This is a genomic window from Archangium violaceum (assembly GCF_016859125.1).
GTDB lineage: Bacteria > Myxococcota > Myxococcia > Myxococcales > Myxococcaceae > Archangium > Archangium violaceum_A.
In genome coordinates, this window is the sequence record NZ_CP069338.1 from 12,647,151 (window position 1) to 12,663,716 (window position 16,566).

Annotated in this window: 10 protein-coding genes and 1 pseudogene; 4 read left to right on the forward strand and 7 right to left on the reverse strand. The window is 68.1% G+C overall.

The window, feature by feature from the left end:
• The first annotated feature begins 206 nt into the window (after positions 1–206).
• Positions 207–1,421, forward strand: coding sequence for an ISAzo13 family transposase (locus JQX13_RS53460; protein ID WP_203407019.1), 1,215 nt, complete (start codon positions 207–209; stop codon positions 1,419–1,421).
• Between the two features lie 515 nt (positions 1,422–1,936).
• On the opposite strand, the gene JQX13_RS53465 is transcribed toward JQX13_RS53460, so the two are convergent.
• Together JQX13_RS53465 and JQX13_RS53470 are read right to left on the reverse strand one after the other, a co-directional pair.
• Positions 1,937–4,039: a recombinase family protein gene (locus tag JQX13_RS53465; RefSeq protein WP_203407020.1), complete on the reverse strand. Its 2,103-nt coding sequence runs from the start codon at positions 4,037–4,039 to the stop codon at positions 1,937–1,939.
• A gap of 189 nt (positions 4,040–4,228) precedes the next feature.
• Positions 4,229–5,852 (reverse strand): annotated as a pseudogene (locus JQX13_RS53470) (IS1182 family transposase).
• A gap of 934 nt (positions 5,853–6,786) precedes the next feature.
• Between JQX13_RS53470 and JQX13_RS53475 the strand changes: the two are divergent.
• The 3 genes from JQX13_RS53475 to JQX13_RS53485 all read left to right on the forward strand — a co-directional run bounded on the left by JQX13_RS53475 (position 6,787) and on the right by JQX13_RS53485 (position 9,826).
• Positions 6,787–8,085, forward strand: a complete 1,299-nt coding sequence (locus JQX13_RS53475; RefSeq protein ID WP_203407021.1) for a DDE-type integrase/transposase/recombinase — start codon at positions 6,787–6,789, stop codon at positions 8,083–8,085.
• A 7-nt stretch (positions 8,086–8,092) separates the two neighbouring features.
• On the forward strand, positions 8,093–8,905 hold the full coding sequence (locus JQX13_RS53480; protein WP_203407022.1) for an ExeA family protein: 813 nt from the start codon (positions 8,093–8,095) through the stop codon (positions 8,903–8,905).
• 138 nt (positions 8,906–9,043) lie between these two features.
• Positions 9,044–9,826: a transposase gene (locus tag JQX13_RS53485; protein ID WP_203407023.1), complete on the forward strand. Its 783-nt coding sequence runs from the start codon at positions 9,044–9,046 to the stop codon at positions 9,824–9,826.
• 48 nt (positions 9,827–9,874) lie between these two features.
• Here the strand turns inward: JQX13_RS53485 and JQX13_RS53490 are convergent, their stop codons facing one another.
• From JQX13_RS53490 to brxL, 5 genes are all read right to left on the reverse strand, one after another.
• Positions 9,875–10,474 carry a hypothetical protein gene (locus JQX13_RS53490; RefSeq protein WP_203407024.1) on the reverse strand — a complete coding sequence of 200 codons (600 nt, stop codon included), beginning with the start codon at positions 10,472–10,474 and terminating at the stop codon, positions 9,875–9,877.
• A 914-nt stretch (positions 10,475–11,388) separates the two neighbouring features.
• Positions 11,389–11,799: a RidA family protein gene (locus tag JQX13_RS53495; protein WP_203407025.1), complete on the reverse strand. Its 411-nt coding sequence runs from the start codon at positions 11,797–11,799 to the stop codon at positions 11,389–11,391.
• A gap of 140 nt (positions 11,800–11,939) precedes the next feature.
• Positions 11,940–12,551: a cysteine hydrolase gene (locus tag JQX13_RS53500; protein ID WP_239014427.1), complete on the reverse strand. Its 612-nt coding sequence runs from the start codon at positions 12,549–12,551 to the stop codon at positions 11,940–11,942.
• Positions 12,552–12,621: 70 nt separating this feature from the next.
• Positions 12,622–13,002 carry a MerR family transcriptional regulator gene (locus tag JQX13_RS53505; protein ID WP_203407027.1) on the reverse strand — a complete coding sequence of 127 codons (381 nt, stop codon included), beginning with the start codon at positions 13,000–13,002 and terminating at the stop codon, positions 12,622–12,624.
• A 1,086-nt stretch (positions 13,003–14,088) separates the two neighbouring features.
• Complete coding sequence (gene brxL / locus JQX13_RS53510; protein ID WP_239014428.1) at positions 14,089–16,047, reverse strand: BREX system Lon protease-like protein BrxL; 1,959 nt, start codon at positions 16,045–16,047, stop codon at positions 14,089–14,091.
• Positions 16,048–16,566 lie beyond the last annotated feature (519 nt).

The window sequence follows — 16,566 nt, forward strand, 5'->3', positions numbered from 1 at the left end:
GGTACCGCAGGAGCCTGGACGGGCGCCCGGCTTTCCTGGACCCGCGCTTCGGTGCGAAGCCGTGCCTGCTCCATTGCCGCGGCCTCACGGCGAAGTTGCTCGTGCCGCTCTCGGTTCAGCTTTTGGAACAGCTCTCCTAGGAGGCTCGGAAAAATAAATGTTCCACACGGCGTGTTGAGTGTCTGAATTCAGCAGACGGGTGACAGATGAACGTAACGCCATCGATAGAGGCTGTTCAACGCAAATTCGAGGCGCTGCGTGCGGGAATGAACGAGGCGGTTCGTCGGCGCTGGGCGGCTGCGGAGGCCAGGTCCTTGGGAAGGGGAGGCATCAGTTTGGTGGCAAAGGCCACAGGACTGTCCCGGTCGGCAATACGGCGGGGGTTGAAAGAGCTTGAACAGGGGGTGACTCTCGACATCCACCGCGCACGCCGCCATGGTGGAGGCCGGAAGAAAGCGACAGAGAAAGACACAACGTTGCTGTCGGACCTCGAGGTGTTGGTGGAGCCAGCCACGCGCGGCGATCCGATGTCGCCCTTGCGCTGGACTTGCAAGAGCACCGTGAAACTGGCCGCTGAGTTGAGTCATCGAGGCCATGCCATCGATCCCAGCACCGTGGGGAGACTTCTGCGCCAGACGGGCTACAGCCTCCAGAGTAACCGCAAAACGCGTGAGGGCGGCAAGCATCCCGACCGAAACGCACAATTCGAGCACATCAACGCGCTGGTGCGGGCCTTCCACCGGCGCGGAGAGCCTGTCATCTCGGTGGATGCCAAGAAAAAGGAGTTGGTGGGGGACTTCAAGAACGCAGGAAGGGAGTGGCACCCGAAAGCCAAGCCGTCCGAGGTTCGGGTATACGACTTCGTAGATAAGGAGTTGGGTAAAGTCCTGCCGTACGGCGTCTATGACGTGGGCGCCAATGAGGGATGGGTGAGCGTAGGGGTGACACACGACACGCCCGCCTTCGCCACGTCCACCATCCGAACCTGGTGGTTGGAGATGGGCCGAGAGCGCTACGCGCGAGCGAAGGAGTTGCTCATCATCGCAGACAGCGGTGGCAGCAACAGCGCTCGTGCTCGGTTGTGGAAAGTGGAGTTGCAGCACCTGGCGGACGAGATGGGGCTGCGAATCAGCGTCAGCCACCTACCGCCCGGAACGAGCAAGTGGAACAAGATAGAGCATCGGATGTTCTGCCATATCACCCACAACTGGAGAGGGCGTCCCCTGGAGAGTCGAGAGATCGTCGTCAACCTCATCGGGAGCACGACTACCGAAAAGGGCCTACACATTCAGGCAGCACTCGATACGGACGACAACCCTCTTGGCATAAAGGTAACCAACCATGAGATGGAGTCGCTCCGAATAAAAAGGAACAAGTTCCATGGGGAATGGAACTACGTATTCATACCCAACGTGGTTTGAATTTCACGCACAATGGAACATTTATTTTTCCGAGCCTCCTACGGACCCATCCGTCGGGCTCTCGCCTTCGCCGTGCTTCACCTTTCGGCTCGCCCGGCTACCTTGCTTCCGCGGGCTTTCTCCGCGGGGCGAGGAGCCCTTCCCTGTTTCAACCCATGGCCTTGTGCACGTGCCGTGGCCTTTACCCCGCCGAGCAGCCCTTCCCCTGGTCGACTTCGAAACGGGCCTGCTGCCTTCGCCATGATTGTGGTGGCTCGGCGCTCGGAACCTTTCTGCTTACGGGGCCTCGACCGGCCGTTCATCGCGTCGTTACGGCCCGCGCACTCGCTCGTCCCGCCCAGGGCGGGACTTCGTCGGTGGGCTTCGCTCACGGGCATCTCCCCCGCGAGCGCCACCCAAGCTATGCGGCCTCGACCTGTTGCCGCTTCGGGACTCTCACCCTACGGGTCCATGGGTACCTCCAGGCATCACACAACCGCTCCGAGAGAGAACTCAGGAGGATTGCAATGGGGGCTTCATTGTGCATCACCTCTTCGAGTTGTTGTCGGCCTCTTCGCGCGGCGGCGAGGCTTGCGCGCGCCACGTGGGCTCGTACGACGCTTCTGGACTGCCTCGCGCACGGGCGGGGTTCGCAGATCCTCCACTCGAATCTGCCACGGTGCATCCGGCATCACCTGCTTGGCGGGCAGCACTCCACACTGGATGAGCTTGCGAATCACCTGGTCCGGTACGCCGAGGGTTGCGGCAGCATCCCGCATCGTGAGCCAGGCGCTGTCATCACGGGCGGGGGCGTAGGCGGGAATCCGGGCCGTCCGCCGGTACGAGGCGACGCGACACTCGGTCCACGCAAGGCCGTGGCCCGTTGAGTGACCCTCCCGGTTGAGGCGTTCCGCAATGGCCGCGTCAGACTGCTCGCCAGCCATCGCACGAATCAGCGCATCCGCGTCGGCGGAGGCACGCCTGCGGTGCTCTCCCGTGGAGGGCTTGCGTGCCCGCACCTCCGAATGTTGCCCACCCCGCCAGTGGATGACGAGCACCAGTTCACGGCGGGTATCGTCGACATCAATGACAATTTCCTCAATCAGGGTGCGCACCAGGCGCTGCTTCACGGCGGCATCCGTCCCTGGGGCGTCCCACGCTACGCGCAGTTCGCGCGCCAAGCATAACAGCACTTCGCGGTCGGGGACGGCGGCAGGTTTGGGCTCCCCCTCACCGAGGCGCTGCTCGCATGCACGCAGTTGTGTGAGCGCCGCATTCCACCGCGCTTCCAGCTCCGCAGCGACGAGTCGGTTGTCCGGATCGACGGCCTCGTAGCGACGCTGCGCGAGGCGCACCTCGTAGTGCGCCTGCTCCCTCTCGAGTTCGAGCGCGCGACGCCGCTCGGCTTGTTGCTGCTGGGCGAGGTCCATTGCGGCTATCGCAGCCTCCACGGCGACGGGAGAGACGGCCCGCAGCACCTCGGCCGCAATGAGGTCATCTGGCCGGGAGGCACCGAAGGAGATGCAGGGCGCAGTGCCGTGGGCTTGGTGGCCTCGGTGGCAGAGGTAGCGCGCCCGACGCGGCAGACGGCCGGTGTACGACACGAAGAGCATGCGTCCACAGCGGCGGCAGCGCAGCAGGCCCGAGAGCAGGGCCCTTCCGCCTCTTGCCGCCTTCGCGCTGCCAGCCCGTCGGCGGTGCGCGTTTCGCCGCAGGCGTTCTTGGTTGCGCTCGAATTCTTCCCAGCTGATGTAGCCTGCATGGTGGTCTCGCAGCAGCACCGTCCACTGCTGCATGGGACGGGGGTGCCCGTAGCTCTTCGCCAGGCGCCCCTCGACGAGCTGAGTGCGCTGGGCTGACTTCCCATATGCATACACGCCCGCGTAGAAGGGATTCTGTAGCACGCTGATGATGTTGCGATAGGCCGGTGGTGTCCAGCACCGTGGCGTCCCCAAGCGCTTGCCGTCGCTCGGCCGCGGGAAGAGGTGGCGCTCGCGGCACATGTGCAGATGCACCTGCCGCGCACTCTCCAGTCGCTCGAAGAGCCGGAAGACCGTACGGATGGCTTCCTGCACGCGACGGTCCGGGTCCATCTCCAAAGCCGTATCATGGGACCACAGGTAGCCGACCGGCACGGGAATATGGAGTTCCCCGCGCCGAGCCTTGGCCTGCGCTCCATCGACGAGCCGTCGGCGCATCAGTGTCAGCTCGAATTCGCTGATGGTCCCTTTCAATCCGAGAAGCAGTCGGTCATTCGGCACACTCGGGTCGTACGCGCCATCGCCGTCGACAACGCGGGCATCCACGAGGCCACACAACTCAAGGAGGTGATGCCACTCGCGACCGTTGCGAGCCAGCCGGGAGGCCTCCAGGCAGAAGACAGCTCCGACGCTGCCCTGGCACAGTTGCGCCACCAGCGCCTCGAAGCCCGGACGGGCGGCAAGGCCGCTGGCCGAGCGTCCAAGGTCGTCATCAATGGTGACGACGTCGCGGAAGCCGTAGGCACGAGCCAGGTCCGCGAGTGCATACTGGCGGCGCTGGCTCTCCATGTTGTCCTGGACCTGCGCGGCGGTGGATTGACGGACGTAGACGATGGCGCGCCGCTGGAGGACTGTCTCGGGCAGCTCAGCGCGGTTCATCGCCGGCCTCCGCTGCGGCGCCGTCGCCGCGGCTTGCCGGAGGCACGGCGCTCAGCAGAAGCTGCGCGAGTAGTGTTGCCGCGCACGTTTGCTGAGGGGCGATTGAGCCAGCTGGATGATGGACGCCGGAATTCCAAGGTGGTTCAAGGCCCTACGGCCGCCTAGAGCGCCGAACAGGTTAGTGGAACCTCATGCCGCGAGGCGCTGCTCTTCGTCGATGCGGCGGTGGATGGTTTCCAGGTTCTGGAGCGCGCAGAGCCGGCGAAGGTCGAAGGTGTTCTTCCGCGTGCCGCGGTAGCGGGCCCTCGGTCCCTGACGCTGGCCGAGGTGGGCGAGTTGGTGCTCGACGGGCACCCGCTCGCGCAGCTTCGCACGTCCCGACCGAGTGGCTTGCAGTCGCCGGAGTCGCTTCTGCAAACCTTCGTCATCTCCCAAGCGGACGCTCCTGCCGCGTCCGGACGCGGACTGCGTGCAGTGGGCGCGCAGTGCACAACGCGCCACACACCTCCGGGTCGAACTGCACTACCTGCCCAGGCTCGAAGGACTCCACCTGGCCGGCCGGGCACGTAATGGTGCCCGCCTTCACGTCAATGGCGAAGTCCTGCTTGCCGTACAGGCCCGGCTTGGCGTTGCGCCCGGACCCCGGACCCCGGACCCCGGACCAGGGCTTGCACACCACCTCTCCACCGGCCCCCTTCACCTCCTCGGTCAACTCGCTGTTGACGTACGCCCGGTCAATGAACAGCGCGTCCACCTCCAGGCCCAGCCGCCGCAGGTCTCCCTTCAACTCCGGCGTGGCCTCCTCTTCGGGGCGGTTGGCGGGCGTCACCGTACACGCCAGCACCAGTTCGGCATCCAGGTGCGTGCCGATGTGCTGCTTGTAGCCATTGAATCGCTTGCTCTTGCTCTTGCGCCCATGCCGCATCTCTTCGTCCTCAATGGAGACGCGTCTGTCAGGCGCGACGCCCTGGCGCAGGCGCACCCCGCCTGCCTCCACCGGCTCCAAGTCCTGCGCCTTCACCTGCACGAGCGCCTCAATGTAGCGGCGCAGCGGGGCCTCTTCGGCCCCGTCCACGTGACGCGCCACCCACGCCGCCAGCCGGTCCACCTGCCGCACCAGCCGATTGAGGGCGTCCTGCTTCTCTTCCGCGTCACTCCAGTCGATGTCCAGCGCCGCCTTCACGCTTTGGCCCAGCAGCAGCGGCGCCTTGGCCTGACGGCAGACTTCCGCCACGTCCGTGCCCAGCAGGCGGGCGGCGCCCTCGGCCAGCTTCTTACCCGCGTGGCCGAGCAGGTTGAAGGTGTCTTCAACCCGCCCGGCTCCCTCTAAAGGGCGGCTGTCCACCGCCAGGCGCAGCGTGGCCGGCAGCTTCTTCCAGTCGAAGGCCTTCGTCCTCTTGGCCACCTCCACCGTGCGCTCCAGAAGGCGCCGGTCCAGGTCGTGGTGGATGAGCCGCTCGCGGAACTGCTGCAAGCCGCCCTTAGAGAAGGCGGGCGCGTCATCGTCGGGCACCAGCGTGCCCAGCACCACCCGCCAGCACCGGTCCGTCGCTGACAACCGGATGGCCTCCGCGTCGGACACCTGCAGGTAGCCTTGCAGCAGCAGGGCCATGCACAGCAGCGCCGGGGGCTGGGGCGCCTCGCCCTGACCCGTCTGCCGGTACATGCCCTCCAACTCCTCCTGGAAGGCCTCGTCGAACAGCTCGTGGCGATGCCTTCGCAGGAAGACCAGGAGCTTGCGACTCTTGCCCGCCAGCTTCAGCAACCGCTCTTCCCGCTCGCTACACTTCACCTCGGGCCTCCACCGGTCCATGCTGTTGACGAGCACCCTGGATGAGGGCTTGAGGCCCGAGTTCGAGCCGGCTGCATGATGGGTTCGCGCCGCTCGCCCATCGTCAGCGAGAAACTGGAGCGCCGCGCCCGCTGATGTAGCAGGTGGCCAGGAGGGCGGGGAAAGGTGCGCAGAGGGTGCAGCAACACCCTCATGCGCGGGCCCCGGAAACCCCTGCGAAAAGAGAACCGGGACACCCAAGGAGTCGTTCGTTTCGAGGGCGACGTCAAGAACTGGCCGCCCTCGGTGGACGAAGCGCGGCCGAAGCGCTGCGTGGCGTGTGGGCGCGGGGCCTACGAAGGCGGTGGGCTGGGCCTCCATGGGCACGGGCTCGTCGAGCGCCAGCAGCGCGGCCCGCCGGCTCCGGACGGGGCGCCGGAATGCCGCGGGGTGCTCTACCACCGCTACCGCTGCCAGCCCTGTGGCGCGGTGATGCGGGTGGTGCCGCCGTCCGTCTCGCCACAAGCACTTCAGCGGGGAGGCGATTGCCTTCGCCCTGGCGCTGTGGGCCCTGTGCGGCCTCGGCGCGGACGAGGTGCGGCGGCGCACGAGTGACTGGACGCGTCGTGGGGCCGCCGCCCGCGGCTGGCGGTCGCTGGCCAGGTGGGCGCGGCAGTTGGGGGCGCGGGGGCTGTTCGGCGCACTCCCGCTTGGTGCGGTGGCGGATGGGCCCCGGGCGCTCGCGGCCCGCGCGGCGCAGGTGCTCTGCGCTCACGCGCCGCTGGCATGGCGCAGCGCGCCGCTCGAGCATCAAGCCTTCGCCGGAGCCCGCCATGTGAGCTGATGGCCATCACCGCGAAATGGCTGGGGAAGCCACGCCCACCGCGTTGGGCACGCTCACAGCGGCCCAGGCGGATGCGAGGGGTGCACTTCCCGCCAGGCCCGCGATGGACGCGGCGGCGGGAAGGAGACCTCCATGGACGAGCTCGTCCCGAAGGACCATGGTGAAGAGATTGCCGTCTTCCGCAGCCAGGTCATCGGCCCGGTGGTGCACCGTCAGCTGACGCGCGGAGAGCTGCGCGGCGCACTGAAGGAGCTGGCGCGGCAGAAGTTCCGTCCGCCCGGCGCCGAGCGCACGCGGCACTTCAGCGTGCCGACGCTGGAGCGTTGGTACTACCGCTTCCGCAAGCACGGCCTTGGCGCCCTGCGGCCCCAGCCGCGCAAGGACGCGGGCCGCGCGAAGGCGCTCGACGAGAAGGAGAAGCAGCTGGTCTGCGACGTGCGGCGAGAGCACCCGAGCGCGTCCGCGGAGCTGATTCTCGCGACGCTGGTGCGCCAGGGCCGCGTGCGAGAGGGCGCGGTGAGCGCCGCCACCGTGCGCAGGCTGCTCGCCGAGCGCGGGATAGACCGCGTCTCGCTGCGCGGCACCAACGAAGGACTCGAGCGTCGGCGCTGGGAGGCCGCCTACCCCGGCGCGCTGTGGCACGGCGACGTCTGCCATGGCCCGGTGCTCACCGGCGGCACGAAGTGGGAGCCGCTGCGCATCCACGCACTGCTTGACGACAGGAGCCGCTACGTCGTCGCGCTCGAGGCGCGCTCCACCGAGCGCGAGGACGACATGCTCGGCCTGCTGGTGCGGGCCGCGCGCCAGCACGGCGTGCCCGAGACGCTCTACCTCGACAACGGCTCGACGTACTCCGGCAAGGCGCTCGCCACCGCGTGCCCGCGCCTGGGCATCGCCCTCGTCCACGCCAAGCCCTATGACCCTCAGGCGCGCGGGAAGATGGAGCGCTTCTGGCGCACGCTGCGCGAGGGCTGCCTCGACCACCTGGACCGCTCGCTGTCCCTGGCCGAGGTGCAGCGTCGCCTCGACACCTTCCTCGCCCGCCACTACCACTCGCAGCCGCACGCCTCTCTCATGGGCGACACGCCCGGCATTGTCTGGGGCTCCCGCCAGACGCGCCTCGTCTCCGAGACGCAACTGGCCGAGGCCCTCACCGTGCGGGCCCGCCGTCGCGTCTCCCGCGACGGCGTCGTCAGCATTGGCGGCCGCCTCTTCGAGGTGCGCCACGGCTTTCTCGCCGGCCGGCTGGTGAATGTCGCCAGCTGCCTCGTCGAGGGACTGCCCGCCTCTGTGCGCGTCGAGCACGACGGCCGCTGCTACGACTTGCAGCCGCTCGACGTGCAGGCCAATGCCCGCGCCCACCGCGCACGCAGCCCCGTCCCGCCCGCTCCGTCCGTCCCCTTCGACCCCACCGCCCCCGACTTGGAGTGACGCCACCATGTCCCAGCAACTGCTCTCCGCCTTCGGCCTCGCCCACCTGCCCTTCACCAAGGAGATTCCCGACGCCGAACTCTGGCTCCCTCCCTCGAAAGAGGCCGTCGTCACCGACGTCATCGACGCCCTCGAGTCGCGCCAGTCCGTCCTCGTCGCCGGTGAGCCCGGCGTCGGCAAGACGTGCGTCCTGCGCGCCCTGCGCCACCGCCTCCCCAAGGAGCGCTTGCGCCTGACGTACTGCCACAACGCGACGCTCGGCCGCCGCGACTTCTATCGGCAGCTGTGCCTGGCGCTCGGGCTGCAGGCGAAGGCCACCGCGGCCGCCGTCTTCCACGCCGTCACCACGCACGTGCACGAGCTGGCCACCAGCCGTGTCCACCCCGTCTTCCTCCTCGACGAGGCGCACCTGCTCCACCCCGACGTGCTCGGCCACCTGCATATCCTTCTCAACTACGACTGGGACAGCCGGCCCCTTCTCTCCGTCGTCCTCGTCGGCCTCCCCGAGCTCGAGGCCCGCCTGTCGACGAGCCTCCACAAACCGCTGCTGTCGCGCCTGCACACGCGCGTACACCTTGCCCCCGTCGGCCTCGACGACTCCGCCGAGTACCTGCGCCACCGCCTGCGCCTGGCCGGCTGCGAGCGCGAACTGTTCCCCCGTGACGCGGTCGCGCTGCTCCACGAGGCCAGCGACGGCGCCCATCGTGAGCTCGACCGCCTCGCCTGGCTGTGCCTGCGCGACGCCGCCCGCCTCAAGCGCAAGCTCGTCGACGGCGAACTCGTCCGCGCCGTGCTCGACCGCGCACAGCTCGCCGCGTAGCCATTTCGGCCTTGGGACGCCATCATCGGCCAGGGTGGCGTCCCGGAGCCGGCCGCGATGGGCCTCACGCCCACTGACGGCCCGCCTGCTCCTGACGGCTGGCCATCAGCCAGCCGGTTTGCTCGCCCATCAGCAGACGTGCGCGGTAACACCGCGGAGGCGCTGGCGCCCGGCACGCTCACCCTCATGGACCTGGGCTACACGGACACCGGCCGCTTCCTCGACGCCATTGAGGCCGGCGCCCACTTCCTGGTGCGGCTCAAGGCCCAGCACGACCCGAAGGTGCTGCGGGTGCACGTGGGCAAGGGCGAGCGCGTCCGGGCGCGCGGCATGCGCCTGACGGACGCGCTGCTGCAGGGCGTCCTCAAGGAGGACGGCGGCCTCATTGACGTAGACGTGCTGTTGGAGAAGCACGGGCGCACGGCCCCAGCGCGCGTGGTGGCCGTGGAAGGCCCGGAGGGCGAGCGGCGCTGGTACCTGACGACGGTAGAGCGGCGCGTGCTGACGGCGCGCGAGGTAGCCGAAGCCTACCGTTTGCGTTGGCGAGTGGAGCTGCTTTTCAAAGCCCTCAAGTCCGGCGTCGGGTTGACGGCGCTGCGCGCCACGCGGCCGGGCGCGGTGCTCTCGCTGGTGTACGCCAAGGTGACGGCCCTGGCCCTTTCTCGACTGCTGGAGCTGTCCATGCAGCAGAAGACGGGCGAGTCGGGCAAGGAGGAGGCGACCGGGCGGCTCGCGCTGGTGCTGGCACTGACCCGCTGCGCCCCGCTGCTGATGTCCCACGCAATGATGAGCCGGGGCGTGACACTGGCGCAGTTGGAGGAACGTATCCTGCTCATCGCGGAGGTGACCGCCCGCTCACGCCAACAGCGCCGCGAGCGCGAACGGCGCAAGCGGGAGGCCTCCCTCGGGAGCGGCCGCTAAACCGGAAGCGGATGGATGAAGGGCCGGGTGACAGGCGCCCAGGAGCGATTACTGCCTCATGCCACTGCCCATGGGGTCCACCCGGTATGCGCGAATGTGGATGCGCGGGCTTAGGTACCACTCGTCCTTTAGCTGGGCCGAGATTGGGCAATCGAAAACTGCCTGTGAATTCAGGATGCCGGCCTTGGCGAGAGCCGCCTCATAGAGCTTCAGCGTCCGCTCGGGCGCTTCAACCCGCAAAGGCGAGCGCTTCCCCGCGGAGACAGCGACGACGAGCATGAGTCCTTCGCTGAGTCCCTGAAGCCGTCGGTAGTCGTCGACGGCGTAGCGCAGCATCTTCGGTCGGTTTGCGTTCGCCCAAAGGAGCTTCGTCTCCACGTGGCAGGCGGGCTTTCCAGGTTGATACTCCCTCCCGACGGCGAGCACCAAGTCGGAGAGACCTCCGCCGTCCAGCCTGCTTTCGCGTGCCGCAGAGTACTCGGGCCAGCGGTACTTCTCGGCGAATGCCCAGGCAACCTCCCAATTCAGCCAACCTTCGAAGCTGTTCATCGAGTCGGCGAAGAAGAGCAGCCGCCGCTGGAAGTCCTTCTTCCGGGCCGTGCGCTCCAGGCACCTGAGAAATTTCTCTCTCAATTGTGCATCCTTCATCGAACGCCCTCCTTCTGGTCGGCTGTAACTACCTAAAACTTGGTCGCTGCGTCATGGGTGCGTCAAGACCGGGGCGCGAGTTGCACCGTCACAGGAGGACCCAACTAGGCGGGCTGGCCTGCGCCTACCCAAACTTGGGCCGCTGCGTCATGCGTGCGTCAAGGCTGCATCAAATCACGCGTCATGGCGTTGGCGCGACATGCCGAGTGGACCGTCGGGCCTTCTCTCGTGCTTGATGGAGGCCGAGCTCAGCCCGAGGCCTTCTTCACGCCGGAGCAGGCGGCCAGTCCCGGCGTCCAACAGCTCCCAGGGCGTGTAGGGGGGCCGCTCCCTCCGGAGCAGACCTGAGCGGAGGGTTCAGGCCGCCGCGTCCCCGAAGAAGCGCAGGTACCACCGGCGCACCGCGTCGGGGGAGTCGCCGAGGCCCGTCATCTGGAGGAAGTCGAAGCAGGAGTCCGGCAGGCGCACAGCCGCAAGCGCCCGGCCCGCGGCGACATAGGGCGCCAGTGCAGCTTCCTGGCCCGGCGCGTCCGAGCCGACGATGGGCGCCTGTCCTGGAGTTGCCCCCGTCGAATCGGACAGCTCAAGGTTGAGAGTTAGCAGTACGGAACTCGCGGGGTGACTTCATCTTGCGGCCCCGGTGCGGGCGACGGGGCTCAAAGCTCCGCCCGACGGGACGGAGCCGCGCGCTCCCAGGGTTCACGAGCGGACGTCTCCGCCCCCCTGGCTGTCCGCGCCTTGCGGGCCGGCTGCCCCGCCCTCCGTGGAGCAGGGCGCGGCCGCGTGGGGCTGGCTCGCCACCCTCGCGGACAACGGGCCCACGGAAGGCTCGTTCCGCGACCGCCGCGCGGTGGACGGGTGCGCGGCGGTGGCCTTCCCGGGGCGCCGTCAGGCCGTCGCGCCGGAAGGAACCGTCATTCCGCGCTGCCGCCAGGCGAGGGGCGGACGGCCACGGCGTCGACCTCGACGCGCACGCCCTCCGCGAACAGGCTCGACACGCCGATGAGCGCGCTCGCGGGAGGCCGCTCCATGGAGACGTAGCGGTCTCGCACCGCGCGAATCACGGGCAGCTCCGCCGGCTGGTAGTCGCGCACGTAGAGCGTGATGCGCACCAGGGACTCGGGCCCCAGGCCCGCCGCGCGCAGCGTGTGATGCAGGGCGCGGAACGCCGCGTCCAGCTGGGCCTCGAGCCCACCGGTCTCCAGTGTGCCGTCCTCGCGGGTGGGGACGTGCCCGGACAGGAACACCGGCTGCCCGGCGCGTATCACCACGGCGGGCGAGATGCCGGGGATGCTCGGGCCCGGCGGGTGGATGAACTCCAGCATGTCCTGCCTCCTGTGTGCGCCCTGCGGCGCGGTGCAACCTGTCACGGCCACGGCCAGGAGCACCACCGCTCCGAACCCCGGCCAGCTCCGTGTTCCGCCCGGCGCGCTCCTCCGCCCAGCGCCCTGCCCTCGCGCGGCGCTCATGCCGCCCCCTGGAGGTGGGCCAGGAAGGCCGGGGTGGTGAGGGCCTCCCCGAAGTGGTGGACGACATGGGCGAGCACGTGCTCCCGCTGCGCCGCCGTGAAGGCCGCGCAGCCGTCGGACAGGAGCGTCACGGCATAGCCCAGGTCATGCGCCTGCCGGAGCGTGGACTCGATGCAGACGTGCAGCGCGAAGCCCGCCAGATAGAAGTGCGTGACTCCCTGGGCCCGCAGCAGCGCGTCCAGGTTGGAGTGCGCGAAGGCACTCGCGCCAATGCGCCCGGCGACGACGAGCTCCCCTTCCCGGGGCTCGAAGCCCTGCGCGAAGGCGGCGCCCGGCCCCTCCTTCTGCCAGGTGCCCGCGCGAGGGATGGCGCGGCGCAGGCCCATCAGTCCCGAGCCCAGCTCCGGGTAGCCCCGCTCGAACGGGCCGCAGGGGACGTGTACCACCCGGAGGCCCTGCCGCCGGGCCGCCTCCAGCGTCCGCTTCCCCGCCGCGATGGCTGCCTCCAACTGGGCCACGTCCTCGACGAGGCCGCGCAGCTTGCCGGCCGGGTGGAGCCACTCGTTCTGGAACTCCACCAGCACCAGCGCTTCCCAATTCCTCTCCACTTTCACCCTCCAACGTTAACGTAAACGTCAAATTCGGGCGTGCGGAAGGCCGCGGTCCGCTGCCGGCGCCCTACCCGCCCGCATTCGCCTTGCGCAGCAGCTCTTCCATCCGCTCGATGTTGCTCAGGAGGTCCTTGCGGAAGCCCTTGAGCGCGGCCAGCTTCGAGTCCACCTCCTCCAGGTGCTTGTGGAGGATGGCGAGCACCTTCTCCTTGCCGCGGATGCCGGTGGGGTCCGAGAAGTAGAGGCCGATGACGCTCCGGATTTCCTCCAGGTCGAGCCCCAGCTTCTTGAGCGCGTCGATTTTTCGGAGCCGCTCGACGTCCTGCTGCGTGTAGCGGCGGAAGGCGCCGGGCGAGCGAGGACTCTCCTCCATGAGTCCCATGGACTCATAGTAGCGGATGGTGCGCGGCGTGACGCCCGCTTCCGTGGCCAGGTCTCCAATCCTCATCTCACCCTCAAGCTGGGGCAGAGAATCCCACGTCTCAACCTTGACGTCAACGTCAAGTTTGAGCCCGCTGGCCGCGCCCGGAGGCCGGCCGCCTGCTCCGGCCTCGGCGCGTCGGGGACACGGGCGGAGGAGCAGTGTCCTGGCCGGCGGTGCTCCTTCCACTCCAGCGGCGTGCGCCGCGCGACGGGCGCGCGGGAGAAACCCGGCCCCTGGAATGGTGCTTCCGCGGTATGGCCACGCCGCAGCCGGTACCCACGTACACGTTGCGCGCGTCCACGCTGATGCCGAAGGCGGAGGGCTTCTCGCGGTCCACCGGGCTGGCGCAGAAGCCGGACAGGGGGTGGCGGTGGCGGGGTGGAACCCGGTGGCGCCACCTGTGCCTACCCAAATTCGAGGGCTCACCATGCGCGCGTCAAAGCTGCGCCACGACGTGGCAAGCGGAGCGGGGGACCCGCGAAATGGGCCGGAGTGGTTGGAACTGGTCCTGAGCCACCCTCAGGCCCGCCGGTGGGGCAGCCCGCAGTCTGTGTGATATTCACACACTAACCTGCCCAAGAGTGAAGCGGACGCTCCATCAACTCGCGAAATACTGGAACAGTGAGGCGCGAAGTTCGCGGCGAACCAATCGGACACCCGATTGGCCACTCTCTGCGCAACCCCAAGAAAACACTCGTGATTTCTGTCGCACTCTCTGGAGAGAGAGCAGAGAACGAGTTCGTGGAGCCGACCATTCGGGGAGCTACATGAGCCTGCACGCGAGCACGCAGGCCCACGGTTTTCAACAGCGGCCCTGAGGAGCAATCCTCGGGGCCGCTGGCTTTTTCCCCAAGGATTCCGGGGGTTCTGCTCCTCCCCTCCCATGAGGACGCACGGAGCCCCCCAGGCGCGGAGAATCCGTCCCGCATACCCAGCGCGCCCGTAGACGGGCTTCGCACGCTCTCTTCTGGCCAGCGGGGAGAGAGAAACCGAGAGCGCTTAACAGCGGAGGGCCTTCAGGCGGGACGGAGCCGCTGACGTTTAACTGGCCACGGACCAGAGAACGCGCGGCCCACAGTGGCGTCGTCGTCTCGCTCATCGCCCCCGCCCTCACTCCACTAGCGACTTGAAGACGGCGTCCGACGCGTCCTTGTAGAACTCGATGTTGATCTTGGTCCACAGCTCGTCAGGGAGATCGTTGAGCTGCCGGCGGGCGGCGACCGGCATGAGGAGCGTCTGCGCCTGCTTGTCGACGGCCAGCTCAGCGATGCGCACCGCGTTCGGGATCATCTCGATCGAGCCACCGAGGTTGAGCGCTCCGACCACGATGGTTCCGCCGCGCGTGTTGCGCCCCAGCAGCGCCCCGCAGAGGGCGACAAGCACCGGGACGCCGAGCCCAGCGCCGGTCTTGTCGGAGTCGATGGCGCGCATCTGGATCGAGAACTCGTGCTCCCGCGGGTTGCGGTCGCCGACGAGCTCCTTCGCGCGCGTGTAGAGGTTCTGCTCGCCGACCTTCACGCTTTCGCGGAAGGCAGGCGGCGTCGGCTGGTTGAGCACCTTCACGCCCGCGCCTGGGCCGCTCGCAACCTCGATGCGGTAGAGGCCAGGGCCGGCGTCGGGGCTCGCCGGGCTCACTGCCCAGACCTGGCCGGGAGGGAGCGGATCGCTCTCGATGGCCTCGTCGCTGTGCAGCTCGGGAGTCGAGACGAACTGCTCCACGCCCTCGGGGCCCGCGATGTAGCTGAAGTGCGTGTTGCGGAACTCGCTCTTGAAGCAGCGCTTCTGCTGCTCCTTCACGTGGCGACGCGACTCGAGCGCAACGCGCACGATCCACTCGAGGTCCTCGTCGGGCACGGGCGCCTCGGGATCAGGGAAGAGCAGCTTCGTCAGGCCGCTCACCGTCTTGTTCACCGCCTCGATGTCGCGGCCCGAAAGGGCGCCGCCGAGATGAACACGCCCTTGCATCACCGACACGCGGTTGCCCGAGCGCAGCTTGCTCCAGCACTCGCTGAGGAAGTCGCTCACCAGGCCGAAGTGGTTGGTGAAGTGGTCGTTGGGGTTGAGCTTCGGGAAGTCCCAGCCGGGCACGAAAGCGTGCAGGCGGTCCATGAACGCCGTGTCGTTGCGCATCTCGGGCGGCAGCGGGCTGAGCAGGTGTGCGACGCGCTGCTGCTGCTCGACGTCGACGTCGAAGTTGCCGACCATGACGATGCCGCCCTCGGCGCGGATGTTGTCCTTGCCTCGGCTGAACTGGCCCGACGCCATGTAGCCCTTCATGATGTTGACGCCGTCCTTCTGGTCGAAGGAGATGCCGGACACCTCGTCGAAGCAGACGACGTCGTACTGGCACACCAGGCCGCGTTGGCCCGTCGCGTTGTTCACGAACATCTTGGCGACCGTCGCCTTGCCACCCGAGATGAGGTGCGCGTAGGGCGAGATCTGCTGGAAGAGGTGGCTCTTTCCGGTGCCGCGCGGGCCTAGCTCGACGAGGTTGTAGTTTCGCTCGACGAACGGGACCATGCGCAGGATGGCGACGCGCTTCGCGCGCTCGGAGAGCGAGGCAGCCTCGAGGCCAATCGAACGAATCAGGAAGTCGATCCACTCCTGCGTCGTGAACGAGCGACGGGCCTTGGCCAGCACATCGAGCACGTCGGACTTCGACATCTGGATCGGGCGCATCGACTCGATGGAGAACGGGCGCCCCCCCTGCTCCTGCGCGGCGACGCCGTCGTAGGCGAGCGTGACCTCAGCGTAGAAGCCGTCGGTCAGCATGCGCTCGTTCTCGCGTACGAGCTGATCGTCGATGAGCACGTCGCGCAGCGCAAGGCTCGGAAGCTCGGCGAGGAAGCGGTCGTTCTTCGCGTCGAGGCGCGCCTTGATGATGTCGATGAGCTTGACGCTGCCGCCGTCCTTCGCACGCGCCTTGAACAGCTCTTCTTCACCCGTGCGCACCGTGCGGTCGCGGAGCTGCTTCTCGACGATCTGAAGTCCCTCCGCGATCTCCTTCTCGTCCGTGCTGGAGCAGTAGCGACCAAGGAGGAACTCGACGACGTAGGTCGCGTGTCCCATCTGCGGCGGCCAGGGGCTCGTAGAGGCCCGCCCAGGCCAGCGGCCCGACGGCTCCGATGCGACGTGGTGGGCGATTTGCCCCGGATGCGGAAGCGAGTGGGGGACGCGCCCGTGCGTCGCCTGTGGGCACCGGTACCGGGCGCTCAACGTCGGTCAACCCGGCCTCGATGTGAAAGCAGCGGCTCACACCACGCCGGCACGTGAGTGGCCGGATCGTGTGCTTGGCCTCGACGTCTGGGCTCAACCCTGCGCCGAACGACCGCTGGACCAGTTCCGCTGTCCCGAGTGCGGCCGCTGTCCGAGCGCGTCGTGTGCGCGGTGCTCCTCTCGCTCGGGCGAGACGGCGGGTGCTCCATGACTCTGGCAGGAGCCCAAGCCGGGGCGATCGGACATGCTACCAATGGCCCCCTCATTCGCATCGGGACGGTGCGAATCCGAGAGGGCGTCCCGGTTCGCAGCCGGCTCCCCATGCGGAGCACAAGATCGAAGGGCCTTGAGCGAAAGTTCGAGGCCTCTTCT

What these genes read in the sequence shown, in the direction of transcription:
- JQX13_RS53460 (WP_203407019.1), top strand. Translation starts at nt 207, where the DNA reads ATGAACGTAACGCCATCGATAGAGGCTGTTCAACGCAAATTCGAGGCG.
- JQX13_RS53465 (WP_203407020.1), bottom strand. Translation starts at nt 4,039, where the DNA reads ATGAACCGCGCTGAGCTGCCCGAGACAGTCCTCCAGCGGCGCGCCATC.
- JQX13_RS53475 (WP_203407021.1), top strand. Translation starts at nt 6,787, where the DNA reads ATGGACGAGCTCGTCCCGAAGGACCATGGTGAAGAGATTGCCGTCTTC.
- JQX13_RS53480 (WP_203407022.1), top strand. Translation starts at nt 8,093, where the DNA reads ATGTCCCAGCAACTGCTCTCCGCCTTCGGCCTCGCCCACCTGCCCTTC.
- JQX13_RS53490 (WP_203407024.1), bottom strand. Translation starts at nt 10,474, where the DNA reads ATGAAGGATGCACAATTGAGAGAGAAATTTCTCAGGTGCCTGGAGCGC.
- JQX13_RS53495 (WP_203407025.1), bottom strand. Translation starts at nt 11,799, where the DNA reads ATGCTGGAGTTCATCCACCCGCCGGGCCCGAGCATCCCCGGCATCTCG.
- JQX13_RS53505 (WP_203407027.1), bottom strand. Translation starts at nt 13,002, where the DNA reads ATGAGGATTGGAGACCTGGCCACGGAAGCGGGCGTCACGCCGCGCACC.
- brxL (WP_239014428.1), bottom strand. Translation starts at nt 16,047, where the DNA reads ATGGGACACGCGACCTACGTCGTCGAGTTCCTCCTTGGTCGCTACTGC.